The following is a 21,101-nucleotide window of genomic DNA, read 5'->3' on the forward strand; positions in this document are numbered from 1 at the left end:
CGCACCAGTAACGCCTGGTGCGGGTCCCGGGCCTTCGGCTTTCTCCGAAACTTTTCCCGGGCCGGTGTCGTATCGGCTGCGGGGGCGTCTTCTTAGGGGGTCATCAGGGCGAGCAGAAAGAGGTGCACCTGATGCCACACCTACACGAGACCACCCGGGCGGGCAGGCCACCGTTGGCGGTCTGGGCCTGCGGTACCCACGACCACGACACCGAACAGCAGCTCCTTCCGGGCCGGTTGGCGGAGCGGCTGGTGGCCGAGTACACCCGCTCCGGGCAGGCGGTCGCGGACCTGACCGGCACCCGGACGGTCGCCGCAGCGGCACTCCAGACCGCGCGCACCACCTCGCTCGCCGGCACGGATAGCAGTGGAGAACGGGGTCGCCTCGGTTCGGAGGAGGTGGGGTGGGCAGACCTCGCCGTCCTGCACGTACCCGCCCCGTCCGACCGGGTACGCCCCGAGGGCGCGTCGGTGCGGGCGCGGTTGGTGTTCGCCGCGACCGTGACCCGCCCCGGCGGGATCATCGCCGTGATCACCGGCCTGGACCACACCCGCACCGGGGCCCTGGTCGATCCGGCCCCGGCGGTGGTACGCGCCGCCGCCTGCGCTGGCTTGGTTTACCTCCAGCACGTCATCGCGCTGACCGCGCCGATCTGCGACGGCGGGCTCGGGACCACCATTCCCGTCCGCGGCCAGGACGACGGTGCGGGCTGGTGGGAAGACGACCCGCAGGAGGTGGGGCTGTCCCCTTCGGTGGCCGAGGCCGCGGTGACCATCACCTCGCCCGCCCACCTGAACGTGTCGGTGTTCCGGCTGCGCAGGTCGGTGGGCCGCTCGGACGCCGGCCGCTCCGGGGAGGTGGCGGCCTGATGCGCCACGAGAACACCGAACCCACCGCCTCCCCGGAATCGCGCGTATCAGTGTCGGGGTGGTCGGTGTGGGAGACCGGCCAGCAGCAGGCCGCGCGCCAGCGCGGTAACCGGTACTCGCGCTTGTCCCTGGAGCACCCCGCGCGCATGCTCCCGGACATCGCCGCGCACGCCATCCGCGCCTACACACGACCCGGGGATCTGGTTCTGGACCCGATGTGCGGGATCGGCACCACCCTGGTCGAAGCCGCCCACCAAGGCCGCCGGGCGGTGGGCATCGAGTTGGAGCCCAAGTGGGCGTCCATCGCCCGGCTGAACCTGGAGACCGCCACAGTGCAGGGCGCGACCGGGTCGGGCGAGGTGCACACAGGGGACGCCGCGGAAGTCGCCGCGCGCCTGGCCAAGACCACGCTCGCGGGGCGGGTGCGATTGGCGATCACCTCTCCGCCCTATGGGTCAATGACCCACGGTCAGGTCCGTTCCCGCCGTGACGGCGCGGACGCGGTGGAGAAGACCGCCTACACCTACTCCCGGAACCGTGACCGGCGGGTGGTGAACCTCGCCTACCAGCGGCCGGAGAAGCTGGCGAGCTCGTTCGCCCGGATCATGGCCGCCTGCCGGGACCTGCTCGCCCCGGGCGGGGTCGTGGTGGTGACCACCCGCCCCTTCCGCAAGGACGGGGAGCTCATCGATTTCCCCGGGCAGATCACCCGCGCGTGCCAGGAGGCGGGGCTGGTGCAGATCGACCGGTGCGCCGCGCTACTGTGCGCGGTCCGCGACGGCGAGGTGGTTGGAAGGACCTCCTTCTTCCAGCTGGTGGAGGTCCGCAGACTCCGCAAAAGCGGGGTGCCGGTACACGTGGTCCAGCACGAGGACGCCCTGGTCTTCACCAACCCCACACCACGACAGAACGCCGAACGGGAGGTGCGTGCCGCGTGAACACCCCGGCCCCCGACCAGCCCACCGAACCCGAGACTAAGGGGATCCTCCCCGTGCCGTTCACCGACACCGCCGGGTCCGCCCTGCGCTCCCGCATCATCGCCGACCTGCGAGCCCTGGCGGACTTCCTGGACGCCAACCCCGAGCTGCCCGTCAGTCAGCACACCACCCTGGACATCACCTACTTCCCACACACGACCACCGACACCGACGCCTTCGCCGAGGTCGCCCACATCGGAGCCCTGCTGAAGCGAATCCCGGCATGGGAGGGAGACCACTACGTGGTCGAACACCAGACCGGGGCGGCCCGGTACCGGGCGGTGGCCATCCCGGAGCGGGTCAGGGCCGCCCACCGGGCCTGGGCCACGTACACCGGGCACGTCCGCCCTGACTAACGGCCGCTGGGTAGGGCGGTCGGGGCCGTGTGGGGCGCTGTAACGCTCCACACGGCCCCATCGCCTGTCCCGGGGGGCGCCGGTTCCCAGAGGCGGGCGTGCGGCGCGGACCGAGCCGTGTGTGGGCCCGAACGGCAAAAACGGCGTAACGCCCAAAGTGGGCGGCGTCCGGGGAGGGAAGGGGATCCGCTGGTGGTTTCGCTGAATCCGCTTGACCACCTCTACGAGGTTGAGCGTGGATACGTGGTGCCCCGCCGTCGGCGGGGCCGCGCACCGTGTTCGTGCAGTTCAGAGTTGGTGAGGAGGTGGGTGTGGTGAAGCGGGATGCTCCGGTCACGTTGGCCGAGATCGGATTGCTGCCGGTGGCGCTCAGCCCGGTGGAGGCCGGGCGGATGCTCGGCCTGGGACGCACCACCGTCTACCGGTTGCTCCGACAGGCGGCCTTCCCGGTCCCGATCCGGAGGGTAGGCCGCAGCTGGGTGATCCCCACCGTAGGGGTGCTGGCCTACCTCGGCCTGGAACCCCCGGCCACCTCGACCACGACGACTGGCGGGTGCGGGTGCGGTGCGCGTGTGAACGCCGAAGAGAAAGCAAAGACCGTAGATGGCAGCACGTGAGGGGTCCACGTTCAAACGGTGCGGGTGCCGCGACGAAACCGGCAAAACACTGGGGGTGAAGTGTCCCCGGCTCAAGCGCAAGGGCGGGGGATGGAGTCCGTCCCATGGGGCGTGGGCGTTCCAATACGAGTTGCCCCGTACCGCGGACGGTAGGCGCCGTCAGGCGCGCCGGGTCGGGTTGGCCACGCACACCGAGGCCGCTCAGGGGTTGGAGCGGGTCAAGGCGCTGATGGCATTGGCCTCCGGAGAGGCGGAGGCCGAGGTGCAAATCGCTGACCTCATCCAGACCGCCCTCAAGGGTCGCCGGCCCCTGCCGGAGGTAGAGGAGGTCCGTAAGCGGATCGGCGCGGGGACGGACGTCCGGCGGGAGCCGCCGACGTTGGGGGTGTGGTTGCGAGAGTGGTTGGACGGCAAGCCCGATCTCGCCGAAGGAACCCGGGCCTCCTATGACGGGCACATCCGCAAGTACCTCACCCCTCATCTGGGGAAGGTCCGGGTGGATCGGTTGCAGGTGCGTCACGTGGAGGCGATGTTCGCGGCGGTGGAGGAGGCCAACGTGCATGTCCTGGAGTGTCGCGAATCCGAGGATCCGGCGGTGAAGGGGTCGGTGCGGGGTAGGCGGGTGATCTCGTTGTCGACCAAGCACCGGATCCGGGCCACGTTGCGCAGCGCGTTGTCGGACGCGGTCCGCTCCCCGGACCTGCCGATCACGGTGAACATCGCCTCGCACGTGCGCCTGCCGTCCTGCCCCCGGAAGCGGCCCCTGGTGTGGACGGCCGACCGGGTGCGCCAGTGGGAGAAGGACGGCACGGTGCCGGGGGAGGTGATGGTCTGGACCCCTGAGCAGACCCGTACCTTCCTGGTCCATGCGAGGAGGTACACGTGGCTGCATCCTCTGTTCCACCTCATCGCCGTCAAGGGGCTGCGCCGGGGTGAGGCGGTGGGGTTGCCGTGGGCGAACACCAGGTTGGTGGACGGCCAGATCGACATCCGCGTCCAGGTCGTCCAGCTCGCGTGGGAGACGATCACCTCCACCCCCAAGAGCGCGGCGGGGCAACGGACCATCACGCTGGACGCCGACACGATCAAGATTTTGCGGGGGTGGAAGAGGTTCCAGAATGAACAGCGCCTCGCAGCTGGGGCCTCCTGGGTGAACACCGGGTTGGTGTTCACCCGTCAGGACGGGTCGGGGTGGCATCCGGGTCAGGTCAGTGACTGGTTCTGCCGCATCGCCAAAGCCGCCGGGCTCCCGTCCATCACCTTGCACGGGCTCCGCCACGGGGCCGCCTCGCTCGCCCTCGCCGCGGGCACGGACGTGAAGGTGGTCTCCTCCGAACTGGGTCACGCCACCACGCACTTCACCCAGGACACCTACCAGTCCGTCTATCCCGACGTGGCCAAGGCGGCGGCGGAGGCGACCGCCGCGCTGCTGCGCGGGGAACCGGTTTCGGCCGGGTAGCAGGACGGGGGGAGCACACCAGGAGCGATTGAACACCCCCAGCCCCGGGCCGTGCGGCGGGTTCACCCCGCCCGGCCTGGGGCTTCACTGTTGGCGGAGGTGGCCGGCCATCGGATCAAAGGTCCCCTGGTGTACTCCAAGGTTGAGAAAGGCGGTGTGCTCGGCTTCATCATGCTGAGCGTGATCGTGGGATCACCGATCCCCTGACCTATCCGTGGTTGACCGGGTAGACGCCGAGGATCTCGGGTTGATAGGCCCCTTCGGGCCTTTCCTCGTACGTGAGGTCGTCGAAGAGCGCCACCGGCTCCTCATCGGAGCCGGGCGTATAGGCGAAGTAGGAGCTTCCAGCCAAGAGGATCAAACGGTCGTGTTCCTTATCAGCCCACATGCGGCTGATGCTGTTGCCAGTGGCTTCAAGGTCGATCCCGTCGTCGGAGACGGTTCCGTCATCGGAGACCGAGAGCGAGTGCAGTTCGATGAACGTGCTGCGGTCGAAGTCGATCGGCCCGAAGAACCGGCCGGGCGTCCCCTCGACGAAGTTCCAGGGGACCACACCGGTGGTGTCTCCTACGAAGTAGTCCAGCCCCGTCTCCTCGTCCTTGACCCTCTCCAGAACCTCCAACTGGTTGTCTTCCGTGATCGCGTAGACGTTGTCCGGACCTCGCCAGTTTCCCTGCCCGCTCATCACCCGCGAGTCGACTCCGTGGATGGTCCCGGTATCGCGTGGAGCATCGCCCCGGTGCTCCGGTTCCTCTTCCGGATCCATGACGTCGACAGAGAGGATGCGTGAGTCCTCACTGTGCTCCTGTTGCTCCTCGAACCAGAGCTGGCCGCCGTCAGGGGAGAACTGCGGTGAGAGGTACTCGACCGCGCCACCGCTGAACGTGGCCGACTCCTCCGGTTCCACGGTCCCCGTCCATTCATAGGAGTAGGTCTCGGTGTTGAGTTCGCCCAAGCGGAGCCCGCCGTCGTGCTCGTAGGCGGCGAACCTGAAGTCGGGAGAGAAAGCGAACTTGTGCCAGAAGGCATCGATCCCCGTGCTGGCCGTCTCGGCCATGGCCAGGTCGGTGAGATCGATCAGGCTGGTTTGGGTTCCGTCCTCGACGTCGTGGAAGGTGAGGAACGCCCCCCTTGCCCCTGTGTGGTGCACCAGCAATCCGGACAGTTCCTCTGCCGGGACCGTGGTCTCCTCCGGTTCGGCGTTGGCCTGTGGCGCCTCCTCCGGCGCTGCTTCGCCTTCTCCGGAACCGCAAGCGGTCAGTGCCAGCACGGCTGTCAAGAAGACGGGGGTGATCCGCTTCAGCGTTACTTTCTCTCCGGTCACGGTGTGCCTTTCGGTCCGTTGGCCGTCCCGGGGGGAGGGAACGGCGTAGGTGGTGGTGGACACCAGGGGGCCATGGTGATGGACCCGGTGGCGGGCTGCCTATCAGCGGGGAGGTCGCCACTGGGGCGACTAAGGCGGCGATCTCACCGGCGTCGAAGGTGGATTGCTGAGGAGTGGCCGTACGCGCCTTCGTTCCTGTCCTACCGCTCTGCGGGGCTTGTGCTTCCGGGGCGCAGGTGGGCGAGCAGACTCCGGTGCAGTTCCAGATCGGAGGTGTCGGTTCCGTCGCCGATGGCGTACCAGACGCAAGGGGTCATCGGCGGCCCGAAGGGTACGCCCCTCACCGGGGCCGCCAGGGCGTGATCGACGCCCAGGCCGGTCGTTGCGGCGGGGCCGATCCCCAGCCCGATCGGGATGACCGGCATGGGCGCCCCCGGGGCGTAGGTCAGGTCCGCCCTGCCCTGGGTGCGGTGCACGGCGATGCGGTGGAAGCCCTCTTCTCCGGTGAGTTCCTTGACCAGGGGAGTGAGGGTGTCCGGGGCGAAAGTGGTGTCCGCGGGGCCGCCGAGGGCCAGGGTGACATCCTCGCGGACCCCTTCGGGTACGCGGGTGACGCGCAGGGTGCCGGTGAACCTCGGGGAGTAGGCGTCGTGGTCGGTGGGGCCGTTGAAGACCGTCCAGGTCGCTTTGGGGGCTCTGCGACGGGCCAGGCCAGTGATGTCGTCGGGGCTCCATGCCAGGGGCGCGGGCTCGCTGGTGCCCCACAGGGCAGGAAGGGACCCGGCCAGGCCCAAGGCCAGAGTCTCCACACAGGTGCCCAACCGAAGGTTCGGTTCCGGGGGGTGGATCACGCTCAGATCCACCAACAGGAGGGACCGGGCATCTGCCTGGTCCTCCTGCGCCACGGCCTGCTCATCGTCCGATGACCTCTCCGTACGCACGAAACCCAGCTCCTCGTGCCAGGTCAACGGTGCTCCGGAGAATCCGTCCCGATGATCTCCCTCGGGGGTGCGCACCACCCATCGGGTGAAGGGCCCGGTCAGGGCCGACCGGAGAATGTGGGTCAACCGTGAGGTGGAGGGGGTGACCAGCTGGAAGGCGCGCCGGGCGTGGGCGTGCGTGTGCAGGGCGTCGACCATCCAGGGGTCCATGGCCACCACGGGCCGGTCCTGGACGGCCACGGCCACCTGGGGGGTGGTGACGGTGACGGTTGGATGGTCGGTGACGCCGGTCAACGCGGGGCCTTCCCATCCCGGGGTGGGGTCGGGCGACCAGACGGTACCGCCGAACTGCTCGACCAGGGCATCGGCGAACCTGCGCACGATGGGCCGGGTGTCCGGCCCTTGGGCGCCGGTGCGGGCGCCTCTGGCCTCCACCCAGTAGGGCCGTTCGGCCAGGGACTTGCCGAGGCCGGGCCTCAAGAGCCGGTCGATCTCGGTGGTGCCGGAGAGCCGCTGCGCGGCCTGGACGGCGGCGATCATCCGGCCGGCCTCGTCGCGGAGCTGTACGAGTGCCCCGTCCGCGACCGGGCGCACCCGTAGCTCCGGTCCTGCGTGGACCAGGGCGCGTGTCATACCGCGCAGGGTGGGTGCCCTGTCCAGCAGAGCGACCACGTCATGTGTCATGTGCGTCCTCGTGTCAACGGCAATCGGTCACGGTGAGACCCACGTCACGCGATCCGTTGCGGTGAGCTTTCACGTCGCGCACACCTTTTGCTGTCACGTGATTCAGAGCCGATCTGTCGCATCGAAACCGAGGCCTTCTGCTTCAGTGGTGGGTGTCAGAATCCCATATTTTTCCGGCGTTGCGAAGTAGGTGGGTTCACCCTCCTCGATCTCAACGTCCAGCGAGGTTTCGATTTCCTTGAGGGCGGAGGCCAGGCGCGGAGCGTTGTTGTTGTAGACCTCGGGGTGCGGCTGTCCGGAGAAATCATAATAGGACCAGATGTCGTGCATCACCCAAAGTGTGCCCCAGACCGCGAACTTGTCCATGGACAAGAAGGCGCCAATCAGCTTTTGCTCCCGTTTGGCATGGCCTTCGTCGTTTATCCATACTCCGGGGCCTAGGAGCTCGAGTTGGCCGGCGCGAGCATCCGTGTGCCCGGCCGGTTGGCTCGCTGAAATCATCTGCACCAGATCATCCGGAGAAGTGCTCGCACCTTCGTGCATCGAGATGAGAGATCGAAATCCAATGGGCCCGACTCCTGCTCGGTGCCACGAGACCATCATCTGAGAAAGATCCAGCAGTCCGTGTTTTTTGAGAATTGCTGCCATGGAGAGCGCCGCACGGGCGCCACGCCCAAGATTGCCGTTCTCTTCATCGCTTTCCGTCTCGATCTCCCAGTTCCATGCTGCAGTGGTCTCTGGGGAGCTCAGCAACCGCGTCATTTTCCTACTCCGGGTAGATCTGGGTGCCAGGTGGGACTGTCATCACGCCATCCGTGAAGTATAGCCTAAATACCACTCCCGAACTCATCGACCTGTCGCTCAATCTGCGCACCATGGCTTCAGGAAGTTCATTGATTGACTGATTCACCTCAAATATACCAACCCTCCTGGTTCCATCTGCCGTCGGTCCTGAAAGCTGGTCGACGACGGTGTTGTAAAATTTCCTGACTCCATTCTTACTTTCCACGTCTTTGATCTGGTAAGAGAACTGGTTCTCTCTGGTTTCGGACTTGATGACGACGTCAACATCATCTCCTGGAACTCCCGAGTTTGGGGGGAACTCGATGTCCCTTGCCGAACGCCCTCCCAGTACCAGGTCGTATGCGAACCGGAGTTCAGCTGCCGCGCCCCTGAAGTTGTGATCCTTGCTGGACCCGAATTTGGCCAGCAAATCACTGAAACCGTCTGCTGCGTTCAGTCTGCCCGATTGGATGATCTCTGTGACCTGCCGACCTTCTCCAGTGAGGGTTTCCTGAAGTTTTCTTATAATCTTGTCTTTCTGGCTCTCGCTCAGGTCGAGTTCGTCCAGGCTACTTCTGACATCTTCGATTCTCAGTTCCGGATCGTTCGGATCCAGGTTTCCACTGTCGTCCCTCATGGTGGAGAACCCGGACTCACTGCTTCTCTCTGTGATCGAGGAGAGCTCCTGGATCTCAGACGTTCCATCCGGGTCAATCGACTCGGGGCCGCCGTTGTCGGGGCCGGGGCCCGGTGGGCGGGGAGGTTCAGGCGGACCTCCAGAGGACGACCCACCGAGGTCTTGTTCCTCGGTTTCGTGGATGGTGATGGGGTTCTCGTCGCGGCTGGGCTGTGGTGCGGACCCGCCGTTGTCGGTGTTGTTGGTGGCCTCGTTGTCCGCCCGCAGTTCGACACCGTCAGGGGTGACAGGCACACGGGATCCGTCTGCGGGGCCATCTCCGCCTCCCGTGGTGGTCTGGGTGGGGTTGATGGTCCAGGACGTGTCCGGGTCGAGTTCGACCATCTGTCCGCCGTCCTGGCGGTCCATCCGGTCGGCGAGGTCCTCGTTGTTCTGCGCGATCTCCGCGAAGGCCTGATCGACCTCCTGGGCGGTCGGGTCCGGTCCCCGTTCTTGAACGGTGGGCTGCTGCGGGGCGCCGTCGGTAGTGGCCGTGTCCGGGGAACGGTCCGGTACCACGGGCTCAGGCCGGGGTTCCGGAGCCGGGTTCTCGGGGTGTGGGGCCGGTGTGGGCTCCGGCGCGGGAGTCGGGTTCTGCGCTGCCTCCAGGTCGGACAGGGCGGTGTTCATGTCCTCCAGATCGGAGGGCTTCCACTCCCGGTCGGCGGAGAAGGCCCCCTCCCCGGGAGCGGAAGGGGAAGAGGAGTGCGAGCCGTTGCCGTGAACACCAGTGCCGGTACCGGTTCCGGTCCGGTCCTGGCCGCCCTCGGCACCGGAGCCGTCCCCACCTGACAGGTGGGGACCGTCCCCGGAACCGACGCCGCCGAAGATCCGCACCACACGGCTGACCGTCAGGGGGACCCCCACCACGGCGCCGGCGCCGGTGGCGGTCAGTGCCACCCCGGCACCGATGACGGCCAGGTTCGTGCCCAGCGTGCCGAAGGCGTATCCGGGGCGCTCCTCCAGTTCCGTCCAGGGGAAGAAGCCGTGCACCGCGTCCAGGCGGGCGTTCGTATAGACCTCGAAGCCCTCCCCGAAGCTGCCCACCCAGTCGTTGGTTCCGGGGTTGTAGACACCGGCCCAGGCACCCATGCCGACCAGGGCGTCGCCCCAGTAGGCCTCGGCGTTGGCCCCCCAGTTGTCGGTGAACCAGCCTTGTGCCCCGAACGCCCCGACCATGCCGCCGACGTCCTCGGCCCCACCGCGCACCACGTCCCACCCGGCCAGGGCGGCGTCCATGGTCCAGTAGTAGTCGGTGCCCTGCGGGCTCCCCCACGGGGTCGCGACGTTCTCCAAAGGTTCGTCGAGACCGTAGACGACCTCGCCGGGGCCGGGCTGGGTGGTGCCCGCCAGGTCGCCTCCGATGAAGGTGGTGCCGCCGAAGGTCCGGGTGATGGCGTTGGCGCAGTCCCGTTCGGCTTGCTGGTACTCCTGGACCAGGGCGTTGACCTTGCCGAGCAGGGCGTCGTGCTCTTGGCCCTTCTCGCTGACGAAGTCGAAGGGGTGCTCGCTGCTGTTCCAGTCCTCATCGCTGGTGATCTCGGCGACCAGGTCGCGGGCCTCGGCCCGCAGCGCGGTCAGTTCGCCGCGGATGCGCTGGGCGGTCTCGGCGAAGTCCTCCAACGCGCGGGCGGCGGTGTTCAGGGCCTGGTCGGTGTCCTCGCCCTTGGTGGGGACCGGGTCTGTTGCGGCGAAAAGCGTTTCGGCCTCCGGGGCGCTGTAGACCCCTTGGAGGCTGGCCCATGCGGTGGAGATGTCGGCTCCGGCTTGGGAGATGTCCTCGCCGTCGGTCTTCATCCCGGCGGCGGCACTCTGGAGTTCGTAGACGTTCGCCTCGGGGATGGGGATGGCTTCGGGGTCGATGAGGCCGTCGCTCACAGGGGGTCTCCGCACAGGGGTCGGGGAGGGGCGGGGGCGAGGGGAGGTCAGAAGGCGGTGGGGAGTTGTCCGCCGTTGCCGTTGCCGTCCACGGGGGTGACGACCTTCCCGGCGTTGGCCTGGGCGTCGGCGGCCATGTCGAGGTTGCCGTTGACGTAGTGCGTGGTGGCCTCGCCGGCTCCGGTGACCGCGCTGGAGGTGATGGCGATCATGTCGCCGATCTCGCCGAAGAAGTGTTCGGCGAACTCGCCCAGTGCCATCTCGATCGGTGGGCTGTGGGCTCCGGAGGCGGCGTCGGCCAGGTGTCCTTCCAGGGAGGTCAGGTGGCCGGTGAGTCCTTCGGTTCCCTCTTCGTCTCCGACGTGTCCGGAAACGGTGCTCAGGATCGTGCCGACCTCGGAGGGGCGGATGTTCCATGCGGACACGGGGGCCTCCCGGGGTGGTGTGGGGGACGCAGCGGGGTGGTGCGCTGCCGTTGCGTGATCGCATCATGGCACAAAAGGAGCGAACGACTCTATTGTCCCCCTGGGGCGAGGGCGGCATCGTGGAACTGCGTTCCCCCTGGTGGAGAGGTCGCCGTCGGTTCCGGTCAAGTGTCTGGGTGGCGTTCTTCACTGACCGGATCCGGTCACGGCGCCGTGGGGCGGCCTCCTGGTCGGGGTGCGAAGCCGGACCGGTTGCGTGCGCTGGCAGCGGCGCGGCGGTGTTACCAAGTCGAGGGCGTGCCGGGGCACGCGGGCTCCTGACGCGCCCGGACCGGCCCACGCCGGGCTGTCGTAGGGGGTGCTGTTGCCGCTGTTCGGCTTGGGGTATGCGGATTCCGGACGTTCGGGTCAGCGCGGCTGTGGGGGCGTTGGTGGGCGGACGCGGGGTGCCCCGCTCTGGGGACGTCGGCGTCAAGGGACGGCAAAGTGCTCCGGAGGTGGGGGCCGCCTTGTACGGGGGCTTGCACTGGGGAGCACACCAGGAGCATTTGGGGGCTCCAAACGCGGCGAGGACCTCTTGCGAGATCCTCGTGAAACCCCTGTGACCTGGGGTTTTGTGGCGCACCCGGCAGGATTCGAACCTGCGGCCATCGGATTAGAAGTCCGATGGGGCGTCGTTGGAGGTCGGTGGGGCGGCTCTTCGTGCGGAGGTGGGGGCGCGGGTACGATCGCGCGGTGAGTGAGGACCTGCCCGCGGATGTGGCGGACGCGCTGGATGCGGTGCTGGACCCGGCCGATCCCGTGCACGCGGTGTTGCGGGTGCAGGCCGGGCGGATGCGGGTGGGCCGGCGGTGCGGGTGCGGCTGCGGCACCGCACACTTCGAGCCGGTCGGGGGTACAGCCCCGGCGGAGCCGGTGCCGGGGGAGGCGGGGTTGCGGATCGCTGTCCAGGCGCTGCTCTATGACGGGGACGGCGGGTGTCCGGGGGAGCTGCTGGTGTTCGTGCGGGACGGCCGCCTGGCCTGGGTGGAGGTCGCGTGGTGGAGCGACGACACGGTGACGATGGCGGAGGCGGCCCGGATGCTACGGGCTGCTCGGAGCGGGAAGAGGTAGATGAAATCTACCTCGTAAAGGCATATGTTCTTTTTGGTTGACTCAGCCGAGGAGCCACCCTGGGATGAACGCCGAGAGGGTGCATGGGCCGGTGGGTGTGGTGCTGTCGGCGTCAGGGGACGCGCCAGCGCAGGAGCTCCAGGGCGGCGGCGACGTCGACGGGGTTCTCCGCCAGCGGTCGCGGCAGCAGTTCGTCGGCGCGGGCCAGGCGCCGCACCACCGTGTTGCGGTGGGTGTGGCAGCGCTCGGCGGTGAGGGAGGTGTTGCCCAGGGCGTGCACGTAGGCCAGCACGGTGGCCCGCAGGGCCGGGTCGGCGGCGGCCAGGTCGCCCAGGACGTCGTCCACGAACCCGTCGGTCTGGGAGGGCGCGTCGGACAGCAGGGCCGCGAGCCGGACGTCGCCGTAGCGCACGCAGCGCCGGTCCGGGGCTGCGGCGAGCATCCTCTGGGCGGCGGCCGCGTCGAAGTGGCTGCGGCGGAAGCCGTCGGTGCCGGTGCCGGGGCGGCCCACGGCCACGCGGGCGCCCGGGTGGGCGGCCAGGGCGCGCTCCAGGTCCTGCTGGTGCGGGGCGGTGGCGAGGGGGAGCCAGACCCACAGGACGGTGGCCCCCGCGATGACGGTGAGCCGGTGGGCGGCCCCGGCGGCGCGGGCGAGGTCCTCTGCGGCCGCCTCCAGCCGGTCGCTCGCGTCGCCCCACAGGATCGCCGCGGTGTGCGGTCCCGACAGGGGGTGGTGCAGGCGCTGCTCGGCGCGGGCGCGGCCGATGGGGGCGCCCTCCAGCAGGAGGGTGACGGCGGCGCGGCGCTCGGCGTGGGTGCCGCGGGTGAGCTCGGCGCGTTCGGTGCGCATGCGCTCGGACAGGGCGCCGATGGTGTCGTCGACGAAGGTGTTGATGGACAGCGAGGACACGTCCAGCAGTTCGCGCAGCTCGGCCGGGTCGGAGGTCAGGCCGAAGCAGATGCCCATCCAGTGGCGCCAGGCGGTGTTCTGCCCGTTGCGGAAGGAGTCCAGGGCGCTCTCGTCGAGGCCGCGCCGGACGAGGTCGCGGGAGGCCTCCAGGAGTTCGGGGCGCAGGTCCACGGGGACGCGCCCGCCGGGGCGGGACAGGTTGGCGGCCACCCAGTGGCGCAGGTTGGCCAGGTTGGAGCGGCGGATCTCCTCGGCCAGGACCGGGTCCTCGGCGATGGGCCGCATCCGCTCTCCGCCCAGGGAGGCGGCGTGCAGTTCGGCCACCCAGTCCGCGGGCGGGTCCAGGGCGAGCTCGGCGCCCCGCCGGAACAGCTCCGCGGCGCGGGGTGAGAGGGTGGGCCAGACCGGGTCGGCCGCAGCATGGTGCACCACGGGGACCAGGATCGCGGTGCACGGTGCGCTGGCACAACATGGCCCGGATCACACAGGGTGGTATCGGCGCGCCGAACGGAGGAGAGCGGTACACATGGCCGGTGGTCGAACGGAAGCGGAGCATCTGGACGTGCTCGTGATCGGGGCGGGCATCTCCGGGATCGGGGCCGCGCGGTACCTCGGGGAGCACCACCCCGGGAAGCGGTTCGCGATCCTGGAGGCCCGGGCGGCCTCGGGGGGCACCTGGGACCTGTTCCGGTATCCGGGCATCCGCTCGGACTCGGACCTGCACACCTTCGGGTACGAGTTCAAGCCGTGGCTGGACCGTCAGGCCATCGCCGACGCCGACCGGATCCTGGCGTACGTGCGCGAGGCGGCCCGGGAGAACGGCCTGGAGCAGCACATCCGCTACCACCACCGGGTGGTGTCCGCGGAGTGGTCGAGCGCGCGGGCGCGGTGGCTGGTGGAGGTGGAGCGCGCCGACACCGGGGAGCGGGTGCGGCTGAGCGCCGGGTGGCTGTTCAGCGCCTGCGGCTACTACCGCTACGACGAGGGCTTCACTCCGCGCTTCGAGGGGCGCGAGAGGTTCGCGGGGACCGTGGTGCACCCCCAGCACTGGCCGGAGGACCTGGACCACGCGGGGAAGAGGATCGCGGTGATCGGCAGCGGGGCCACCGCGGTCACGCTGGTCCCGGCGCTGGCGGAGACGGCCGGGCACGTGACGATGGTGCAGCGCACCCCCACGTACGTGATGCCGGTGCCGCGCGGGGACGCGCTGGCCGACCTGCTGCGCAGGGTGTTCGGGGACGGGCTCGGGTACCGGATGGCCCGGCGCAAGAACATCTGGAAGGGCGCGGCGGTGTGGGGGTTCTGCCGGCGCTTCCCCAATGCCGCGCGCCGGATCATCCGCCGGGCGACGATCGCGCGGCTGCCCGCCGGGTACCCGGTGGACGAGCATTTCAACCCGCCCTACGACCCCTGGGACCAGCGGCTGTGCGCGGCCCCCGACGGCGACTTCTTCCGGGCGATCCGCTCGGGGAGGGCGTCGGTGGTGACCGACCGGATCGCCTCCTTCACCGAGAGGGGGCTGCTGCTGGAGTCGGGGCGGGAGGTGGAGGCCGACGTCGTCGTCACCGCCACGGGGCTGAACCTCCAGGCGTTCGGCGGGGTGGGGCTGACGGTGGACGGGAGGCCGGTGCACCTGCCCGACACGGTGGCCTACAAGGGGATGATGCTGTCGGGGGTGCCCAACCTGGCGTTCGCGATCGGGTACACCAACGCGTCGTGGACGCTCAAGATCGGCCTGCTGTGCGAGCACTTCTGCCGCCTGCTGGAGCACATGGACGCCCACGGGTACGACATCTGCCTGCCGGAGCCGTCGGATCCGGACATGCCCACCCGCCCGCTGCTGGACTTCGCGGCCGGGTACGTGCGGCGGTCGGTGGCGGAGCTGCCCCGGCAGGGGGACCGGGGGCCGTGGCTGACCTCGACGAGCTACCGCTCCGACGTGGCGCTGCTGCGGGCGGACCGGGTGGCCGATCCCGAGCTGCGCTTCTCCGCGGCGCCGGCGCGGGCGGAGGCGGGGGCGTGACGGGCGGGGACCGGTTCGCGGACCTGCCCGGCGGGTTGCGGATCTGCCACCGGGTGGAGGGTGCGGCCGACGGGGACCCGGTGCTGCTCATCGCCGGCCTGGGGCTGGACCTGACGTCGTGGCCCCGCCGGATGGTGGAGGGGCTCGTGGCCCGGGGCTTGCGGGTGGTGGTGTTCGACAACCGGGACGCGGGGTGTTCCAGCCGGATCCAGGCGCCTTCGCCGACCCCGTTGCACAGTGTGCTGGGGCGTCCGCGCCCGGACTCCTACGACCTGGGCGACATGGCGTCGGACACGGTGGGCCTGCTGGACCACCTGGGCGTCGGGAGCGCCCACGTGGTGGGGATGTCGATGGGCGGCATGATCGGGCAGACCCTGGCGGCCCGCCGTCCCGAGCGGGTGGCGACCCTCACCTCGGTCTTCTCCACCACGGGGGAGCGGCGGGTGGGCCGGGTGGCGTGGTCGACCCTGCTGCGCATGGGTGGCCGTCCCGCGCGTACGGCGGAGGAGTCGGTGCGCAGGCACCTGGCGTTCCTGGGGCACATCGGGTCCGCGGTCTTCCCGCCGGACCGGGCCGAGGAGGCCGCCTGGGCGGCGGGGCTGTGGGAGCGGGCCGGGGGAGTGCGGGCCCGCAGCGGGGTGGCCCGGCAGATCGGGGCCATTCACGCTTCGGGCGACCGGACCCGGGAGCTGGCCCGGATCACCGCGCCCACGCTCGTGGTGCACGGCGACACCGACCTGATGGTGCATCCCAGCGGCGGGCGGGCCACGGCGCGGGCGGTGCCCGGGGCCCGGCACGTGGAGATCGGGGGGATGGCGCACCACCTCGCCCCGGGGGTGGTGGACCGGCTGGTGGGGCTCATCGCCGACCACACCGCCCGGGCCCGGAGCTGATCCGGCGGGCCGGGGGGCGCCGCGGCGCCCCCCGGCCCCGGCGGTCAGTGCTTCACGCCGCTCAGCTCGTTGGGGGTGCCGTCGAGGGTGACCGAGGCGGTGACCTCGCCGGTCTCCAGGTCCAGGGCGTGCACCTGGCGGGTGGCGGTGTCGGTCACGTACGCGGTGGCGCCGCGGACGAACAGGGCCGGGCGGGGCTCCTGCCACTCCAGCGGCTCCTCCCAGGCGTCCATCAGCTCGATGGAGTCGACGAGTTCGGCCGTCTCGGGGTCGATGACGTGCAGCGACCCGTCGGTGCCCAGGACCAGGGCCTCCTCCTGCGGGCCGCGGCCCAGGGAGCGGAAGGTGTAGCTGGAGGGCAGGTCGACCAGGGACAGGGAGGCGTCGGCGGTGTCGATCAGGGCGATCCGCTCGGGGCGCTCCAGTTCGGCGTCCGGGTCGGTCTTGTAGTCGCCCAGGACGACGGGCGAGGTGTCGGAGCCGGCCTGGTTGCCGATGCGGCCGTAGTCGTGTTCGGCGTCGACCTTGGTGAATCCGCCGTCCCGGTAGATGAGCGCGCCGTCCTCGCAGCCGATGACGATCGTCTCGCCCTCGGCGGTGGTCTCGCCGTGGACGCCGGGGCAGTCCTCGCTGCGGGCGATCTCCTCGCCGTCGGCGTCCAGGACCATGGCGCCCACGCGCTTCTCCTCGTTGCCGAGGGTGACCAGGAGCTCTCCGTTCTCCAGTTCCACGGCCACGCCGTGGTGCGCCTCCTCGGTGGTGTACACGTCCAGGTCCTCGGGGATCCCGTCGCCCAGGGCGTCGGAGTCGAAGGCGGTGACCTCGCCGCTGCCGTCGGCGAACAGCACGGTGCGTCCGGCGTGGCGGACGACGTGGCCGGGCTTGTCGGCGGCGAAGACGGTGTCGGTGAGCTCGCCCGCGACGGCGTCCAGGACCTGGAAGCCCTCGGCGGTGGAGACGAACACGTGGCGGTCGTCGCCGGCGGGGTTGAGCCGGTTGAAGCCCTCCAGCTCGATGTCCTGCGCGACCTCCAGGGTGTCGCCGTCGAGGATGTAGACGCCGCCGTCGTAGGTGACCGCGATCGGGTCCGCGACGGCGGTCCCGGCGGAGGTGTCGGCGGGGGCCTCCTCGGAGGCTCCGTCCTGCCCGGTTCCGCAGGCGGTCAGCAGCAGTCCGGCGGAGAGGGCGACGGGCAGTGCCGTCCGGGTCGCGGTGTGTCGTGGTCTCATGGTGTTCTCGGTCCTCGGATCTCTCAGGGGTGGTGTTCGCCCGGCGCGCCGGGCGCCGGGTGCGGGGGGCCGTTCAGGGGGCCAGGCCGGTGACGATGGCGGTGGTGTTGGCGCGCATCATGTCCAGGTAGGTGGGTGCGTCGCCGTCGGCGGCGGTCAGCGATTCGGAGAAGAGCGGGATGACGTCGATCTCCACGCCGGCCTGTTCGGCCATGACGGTGGCCAGGCGGTCGGGCTGGGAGGAGTCGGCGAACACCGCCCTCACCCCGGCGGCCTCGACGGCCTCGGCGAGCGACTGCAGGTCCGAGGCGCTGGGCGAGGCCAGGGTGGTGCCGGAGGGGATGACCGCGCCGATGACCTCGAAGCCGTAGCGGTCGGCGAGGTAGCCGAAGACGTGGTGGTTGGTGACGAGTTTGCGGTCCTCGGCGGGGACCGTGTCGAACTCGGCGGTCATCCACCCGTCCAGTTCGGCCAGCTCCTCCTGGTAGGCGTCGGTGTTGGCGCGGACCTCCCCGGCGTCGACCCCGTCCACCTGCCCGATGACCTGTTCGGCGATGAGGTCCACGGCGGTGGCGACCCGTCCGGGGTCGGTCCAGAAGTGGGGGTCGGGTTCGCCCTCGATCTCGTCGGAGGTGTAGGGCAGGGGGTCGACGGCCTCGCCCACCGCGAGGGCGGGCACGCCCGCCTCCTCGGCGGCGGCCACGTTGCGGGCCACGCCCTCCTCCAGGCCCAGGCCGTTGTGCACGACCAGGGCGGCCTGTTCGATGGCCGCGGCCTCCTGCGCCGAGACGCCGAAGGAGTGGGGGTCGGCGTCGGGTTTCATCAGGACGGTCACCTCGGCCTGGTCGCCGACCACGGCGCGGGTGAGGTCGCCGAGGATGTTGGTGGTGACGACCACGCCGCTGCGGGGGGCCTCGCCGGGGGAGCAGGCGGCCAGGCCCGGGGCCGCGGCCAGTGCCAGGGCCAGGGCGGTCGCGGCGGTGCGCGGGGTTCGGGGTGTTCTCATCGGTTCACCGTCCGGTCTCGACCATGTGGTGGGGCGCGACCTCGGTCTCGAAGGTGCGGGCCGTGCGCAGGTCGTCGTTGTAGTCGATCTCGTGGACCAGGCCGGCGTGGGCGTCGTTGACGTAGGCCCGGGAGGTGTCCACCTGGAGGGTCGGGGGGTGTTCGGTGTCGATCCGCTCCAGGAGGCCGGTGCGGGCCCGTTCCTCGCCGGTGGCGGGGTCCAGGGCGTGCAGGGCCCCGTCGTCGGTGAGGGCGAGCACGGAGGCGCCCTCGCCGACCGCCGCGACCGCGATCACGCCGGGCAGTTCCCAGTGGTCCCAGCGCCGTTCGGCGAGGTCGAGCACGAGGACGGTGTCCGGTGCGGGGACCGCCGCCAGGGCGGCGGCCCCGGGCCGGTGGTGGAAGCCGGTGACGGCGGCGCCGGCCGGCAGGCCGTCGGGGTGGGGGAGGGGCTCGGCGGTGAGGGCGCCGTCGTCCTCGGTGACCACGAGCGCACCGTCCGCGCAGCCCAGGACCAGTCCGCGGCGGGTGAGGGCCCAGGCCCCGGGGTCGGGGCACTCCTCGCCCAGGGTCTGGTCGGGTTCGCCCTCCCGGTCCAGGACGTGCACGGGGCCGCCCTCGGCCACGACCAGCCGTTCGGCGTAGGGGATGGTGAGGCCGGCGGTCTCGGCGGCGGCCGGGGCGGCGGCCCCGTCCTCCAGGGAGGGCCGGTCCAGCAGGGCGACCGTGCCGTCGGCGCCGTTCAGGGCGGTGAGGGCGGTGTCGGTCGCCGCGCTCGCGGCGGCGATCCCCTCGGCGGTTCCGGCCGGGCGGATCTTTGCCCGGTAGTAGTGGTCGTGGTCGCCGTGGTCCACGGTCCAGGCGCCGCTGTCGATGACGTGGGTCGTCCGCTGATCGGATGATGTCAGGTACGCGAACCTCCCGTCGCCGGTGATGCCGTCGACGGCGCCGACCGGGTCCAGCAGGGTGGACTCCTCCGTGATCAGGTCCAGGACCTGGACGCGGCCGTCCCCGTCGGCCAGGACCAGCCGGGACTGGGGCTCGGCGGTCTCCTCCGCCCCCTCGACGTGGCCGTGCGGGGTCTCCTCGGCCTCCGCGGGCGGCTCCTCCTCCGGGGCGGGGCCGCATCCGGCGAGCAGCGCGGCTACGAGCAGCCCGGCGCCCGCCGCCGGGATCCCGCCTCTGCGGTGGGTGCGGTTCATGGGGTGATCGACCTTTCGTGCGTGTGAAGGGATACGGGGGGATCGTCGGCGGGGGGAGTGGGGCCGGTGCCGCGGCGGAGCCGGGACAGGGCGGCCGAGCAGAAGAAGAAGGCGACGGCGGTGGCCGAGATGCTGGCGCCCGCGGCGGTGCCCCAGTGCCAGGAGACGAGCAGGCCGACGAAGGTCGCGGCGCTGCCCAGCGCGGCGGCGCCGACCATGATCGCGGGGATGCTCCTGGCCCAGATCACGGCGGCGGCCGGAGGGGCGATGAGCAGGCCGAAGACGAGCAGGGTGCCCACCACGTGGAACGAGGCGACCACCGCCAGGGTGATGAGGCCGAGCATGGCGGCGTGCGCGGCCCGGGGGGCCAGGCCCAGGGTCGTCGCCTTGCGCGGGTCGAAGGCCAGGGCGGTGAAGGAGCGGTGGCCCAGGACCGCGACCGGCAGGGCGACGGCCAGGGCCAGGGCGAGCAGGGCCAGGTCCTGCTCCCGCACGGCGAGGACGTCGCCGAAGAGGAAGCCGGTGAGGTCGACGGCGAAGGATCCGGAGTGGGACACGATGATCACCCCCGCCGAGAGCATTCCGACGAAGAGCAGGCCGATGCTCGTGTCCTGGGACAGGCGCGGGGAGCGGTTCAGTGCGCTGACCCCCAGGGCCATCCCGGCGGCGGCCAGGGCCGCGCCGACGAACAGGTTGCCGCCCAGCAGTGAGGCCAGGGCGACCCCGGGCAGCATCCCGTGCGACATGGCGTCGCCGAGGAAGGCCATGCCGCGCAGCACGACCCAGGTCCCGGCCAGCGCGCAGATGACGGAGACGAGGACGCCTCCCCACAGCGCGCGCTGGACGAAGACGACCTCGAAGGGGGCGAACAGGGCTTCCATGCCGGGCACTCTATAATGAAAACCGTTTTCACTACCAAATCGGAGGTGGGGTATGACCTCGGACGGAGCCGGTCCGGCGCGGGTGCCGGCGGTCGAGCTGGCGGACGTGTACGCGGGCCACGGCGCCCGCGACGTGTTGCGCGGTGTCACCCTGGCGCTCCCCGGGGGCACGGTGACCGCACTGGTGGGGGCCAACGGCTCGGGCAAGTCCACCCTGCTGTCCGTCATGGCCGGGGTCCTGGCCCCGCGTTCGGGGAGTGTGAGCCTGGGCACGCCGCGCCGCCCCGCCCTCGTCGTGCAGCGCAGTGCGGTCTCCGACGCGCTGCCCGTCACCGCCCGGGAGGCCGTGGAGATGGGCAGGTGGGGGCTGCGGGGGCCGTGGCGCCGGCTGACGCGGAGCGACCGGGAGGCGGTCGGGGTGTACATGGAGCGGCTGGGGGTCGCCGACCTGGCCCGGCGCCGGCTGGGCGAGCTGTCCGGCGGGCAGCGCCAGCGCGTCCTGCTGGCCCAGGGCCTGGCCCAGGAGGCCGACCTGCTGCTGCTCGACGAACCCGCCACCGGCCTGGACGCCGATTCCCGCGCCCGCATCGCCGAGGTGCTGGAACAGGAGCGGGCGCGCGGGGTCGCGGTGGTCCACGCCACGCACTCGCGGCGGGAGGCGGACCGCGCCGACCGGGTCCTGCTCATGGAGGGCGGGCGGCCCCGGGAGCTCGACGGCGCGCACGCCGAGGGGTGACGGGCGGGGCCCTCCCCGTCCCCCTTCGCGCGCCGTCGGCCCCGCGGTGTCCTGTCCCGCCCGGCGGGCGCCGGGTCCGACCCGGTTCGGGGCGGTCTATACTCGCAAAACGAAAACCGT

19 protein-coding genes are annotated in these 21,101 nt (G+C 70.7%); 9 read left to right on the forward strand and 10 right to left on the reverse strand.

Annotated elements, in window-relative coordinates; all coding sequences use genetic code 11:
* Nucleotides 1-131 precede the first annotated feature (131 nt).
* The 5 genes from ACSUPR_RS00445 to ACSUPR_RS00465 all read left to right on the forward strand — a co-directional run bounded on the left by ACSUPR_RS00445 (nucleotide 132) and on the right by ACSUPR_RS00465 (nucleotide 4,278).
* On the forward strand, nucleotides 132-869 hold the full coding sequence (locus tag ACSUPR_RS00445; RefSeq protein WP_436888493.1) for a hypothetical protein: 738 nt from the start codon (nucleotides 132-134) through the stop codon (nucleotides 867-869).
* Nucleotides 869-1,807, forward strand: a complete 939-nt coding sequence (locus ACSUPR_RS00450) for a TRM11 family SAM-dependent methyltransferase (protein WP_436888495.1) — start codon at nucleotides 869-871, stop codon at nucleotides 1,805-1,807. The genes ACSUPR_RS00445 and ACSUPR_RS00450 overlap by 1 nt, the downstream gene beginning before the upstream one ends.
* A complete protein-coding gene (locus tag ACSUPR_RS00455) occupies nucleotides 1,804-2,202 on the forward strand; it encodes a hypothetical protein (RefSeq protein WP_436888497.1) in 399 nt (132 codons plus the stop codon). Before ACSUPR_RS00450 ends, ACSUPR_RS00455 begins: the two co-directional genes overlap by 4 nt.
* Nucleotides 2,203-2,477: 275 nt before the next feature.
* A complete protein-coding gene (locus tag ACSUPR_RS00460; RefSeq protein WP_436888498.1) occupies nucleotides 2,478-2,819 on the forward strand; it encodes a helix-turn-helix domain-containing protein in 342 nt (113 codons plus the stop codon).
* On the forward strand, nucleotides 2,806-4,278 hold the full coding sequence (locus ACSUPR_RS00465; RefSeq protein WP_436888500.1) for a tyrosine-type recombinase/integrase: 1,473 nt from the start codon (nucleotides 2,806-2,808) through the stop codon (nucleotides 4,276-4,278). The genes ACSUPR_RS00460 and ACSUPR_RS00465 overlap by 14 nt, the downstream gene beginning before the upstream one ends.
* A 208-nt stretch (nucleotides 4,279-4,486) precedes the next feature.
* On the opposite strand, the gene ACSUPR_RS00470 is transcribed toward ACSUPR_RS00465, so the two are convergent.
* From ACSUPR_RS00470 to ACSUPR_RS00490, 5 genes are all read right to left on the reverse strand, one after another.
* A complete protein-coding gene (locus ACSUPR_RS00470) occupies nucleotides 4,487-5,665 on the reverse strand; it encodes a hypothetical protein (RefSeq protein ID WP_436888502.1) in 1,179 nt (392 codons plus the stop codon).
* Nucleotides 5,666-5,802: 137 nt separating this feature from the next.
* Nucleotides 5,803-7,227 (reverse strand): DUF6177 family protein, encoded by a 1,425-nt coding sequence (locus tag ACSUPR_RS00475; RefSeq protein ID WP_436888504.1) that lies wholly within the window; start codon nucleotides 7,225-7,227, stop codon nucleotides 5,803-5,805.
* 102 nt (nucleotides 7,228-7,329) lie between these two features.
* Nucleotides 7,330-7,980, reverse strand: coding sequence for a hypothetical protein (locus ACSUPR_RS00480; protein WP_436888506.1), 651 nt, complete (start codon nucleotides 7,978-7,980; stop codon nucleotides 7,330-7,332).
* Nucleotides 7,981-7,993: 13 nt separating this feature from the next.
* Complete coding sequence (locus ACSUPR_RS00485) at nucleotides 7,994-10,564, reverse strand: hypothetical protein (RefSeq protein WP_436888508.1); 2,571 nt, start codon at nucleotides 10,562-10,564, stop codon at nucleotides 7,994-7,996.
* Nucleotides 10,565-10,611: 47 nt separating this feature from the next.
* Nucleotides 10,612-10,989 (reverse strand): DUF6507 family protein, encoded by a 378-nt coding sequence (locus ACSUPR_RS00490; RefSeq protein WP_436888510.1) that lies wholly within the window; start codon nucleotides 10,987-10,989, stop codon nucleotides 10,612-10,614.
* Between the two features lie 735 nt (nucleotides 10,990-11,724).
* Here ACSUPR_RS00490 and ACSUPR_RS00495 point away from each other — a divergent pair.
* Nucleotides 11,725-12,102, forward strand: coding sequence for a hypothetical protein (locus ACSUPR_RS00495; RefSeq protein WP_436888511.1), 378 nt, complete (start codon nucleotides 11,725-11,727; stop codon nucleotides 12,100-12,102).
* 112 nt (nucleotides 12,103-12,214) lie between these two features.
* On the opposite strand, the gene ACSUPR_RS00500 is transcribed toward ACSUPR_RS00495, so the two are convergent.
* Complete coding sequence (locus ACSUPR_RS00500) at nucleotides 12,215-13,444, reverse strand: PucR family transcriptional regulator (RefSeq protein ID WP_436888513.1); 1,230 nt, start codon at nucleotides 13,442-13,444, stop codon at nucleotides 12,215-12,217.
* A 94-nt stretch (nucleotides 13,445-13,538) separates the two neighbouring features.
* Between ACSUPR_RS00500 and ACSUPR_RS00505 the strand changes: the two genes are divergently transcribed.
* Both ACSUPR_RS00505 and ACSUPR_RS00510 read left to right on the forward strand, forming a co-directional pair.
* Nucleotides 13,539-15,035 (forward strand): flavin-containing monooxygenase, encoded by a 1,497-nt coding sequence (locus tag ACSUPR_RS00505; protein WP_436888514.1) that lies wholly within the window; start codon nucleotides 13,539-13,541, stop codon nucleotides 15,033-15,035.
* Nucleotides 15,032-15,928, forward strand: coding sequence for an alpha/beta fold hydrolase (locus tag ACSUPR_RS00510; RefSeq protein WP_436888515.1), 897 nt, complete (start codon nucleotides 15,032-15,034; stop codon nucleotides 15,926-15,928). Before ACSUPR_RS00505 ends, ACSUPR_RS00510 begins: the two co-directional genes overlap by 4 nt.
* Before the next feature lie 44 nt (nucleotides 15,929-15,972).
* Here ACSUPR_RS00510 and aztD read toward each other — a convergent pair whose 3' ends face one another.
* The 4 genes from aztD to aztB form a co-directional block, all read right to left on the reverse strand.
* Nucleotides 15,973-17,157 (reverse strand): zinc metallochaperone AztD, encoded by a 1,185-nt coding sequence (aztD, locus tag ACSUPR_RS00515; RefSeq protein ID WP_436888517.1) that lies wholly within the window; start codon nucleotides 17,155-17,157, stop codon nucleotides 15,973-15,975.
* 73 nt (nucleotides 17,158-17,230) lie between these two features.
* Complete coding sequence (aztC, locus tag ACSUPR_RS00520) at nucleotides 17,231-18,163, reverse strand: zinc ABC transporter substrate-binding protein AztC (protein ID WP_436888519.1); 933 nt, start codon at nucleotides 18,161-18,163, stop codon at nucleotides 17,231-17,233.
* A 4-nt stretch (nucleotides 18,164-18,167) separates the two neighbouring features.
* Nucleotides 18,168-19,364, reverse strand: coding sequence for an ABC transporter (locus ACSUPR_RS00525; RefSeq protein WP_436888521.1), 1,197 nt, complete (start codon nucleotides 19,362-19,364; stop codon nucleotides 18,168-18,170).
* Complete coding sequence (aztB, locus tag ACSUPR_RS00530; RefSeq protein ID WP_436888522.1) at nucleotides 19,361-20,245, reverse strand: zinc ABC transporter permease AztB; 885 nt, start codon at nucleotides 20,243-20,245, stop codon at nucleotides 19,361-19,363. The genes ACSUPR_RS00525 and aztB overlap by 4 nt, the downstream gene beginning before the upstream one ends.
* A 52-nt stretch (nucleotides 20,246-20,297) precedes the next feature.
* Between aztB and aztA the strand changes: the two genes are divergently transcribed.
* The gene (aztA, locus tag ACSUPR_RS00535) at nucleotides 20,298-20,981 is read left to right on the forward strand and encodes a zinc ABC transporter ATP-binding protein AztA (protein WP_436888524.1); all 684 of its coding nucleotides are present in this window, start codon (nucleotides 20,298-20,300) and stop codon (nucleotides 20,979-20,981) included.
* The last annotated feature ends 120 nt before the right edge of the window (nucleotides 20,982-21,101 follow it).

The organism is Nocardiopsis dassonvillei, from assembly GCF_964273065.1.
GTDB lineage: Bacteria > Actinomycetota > Actinomycetes > Streptosporangiales > Streptosporangiaceae > Nocardiopsis > Nocardiopsis dassonvillei_B.

Coding starts and splice junctions, on each gene's coding strand:
- ACSUPR_RS00445 (WP_436888493.1), top strand. CDS start 132: ATGCCACACCTACACGAGACCACCCGGGCGGGCAGGCCACCGTTGGCG.
- ACSUPR_RS00450 (WP_436888495.1), top strand. CDS start 869: ATGCGCCACGAGAACACCGAACCCACCGCCTCCCCGGAATCGCGCGTA.
- ACSUPR_RS00465 (WP_436888500.1), top strand. CDS start 2,806: ATGGCAGCACGTGAGGGGTCCACGTTCAAACGGTGCGGGTGCCGCGAC.
- ACSUPR_RS00475 (WP_436888504.1), bottom strand. CDS start 7,227: ATGACACATGACGTGGTCGCTCTGCTGGACAGGGCACCCACCCTGCGC.
- ACSUPR_RS00505 (WP_436888514.1), top strand. CDS start 13,539: ATGGCCGGTGGTCGAACGGAAGCGGAGCATCTGGACGTGCTCGTGATC.
- aztD (WP_436888517.1), bottom strand. CDS start 17,157: ATGAGACCACGACACACCGCGACCCGGACGGCACTGCCCGTCGCCCTC.
- aztC (WP_436888519.1), bottom strand. CDS start 18,163: ATGAGAACACCCCGAACCCCGCGCACCGCCGCGACCGCCCTGGCCCTG.
- ACSUPR_RS00525 (WP_436888521.1), bottom strand. CDS start 19,364: ATGAACCGCACCCACCGCAGAGGCGGGATCCCGGCGGCGGGCGCCGGG.
- aztB (WP_436888522.1), bottom strand. CDS start 20,245: ATGGAAGCCCTGTTCGCCCCCTTCGAGGTCGTCTTCGTCCAGCGCGCG.
- aztA (WP_436888524.1), top strand. CDS start 20,298: ATGACCTCGGACGGAGCCGGTCCGGCGCGGGTGCCGGCGGTCGAGCTG.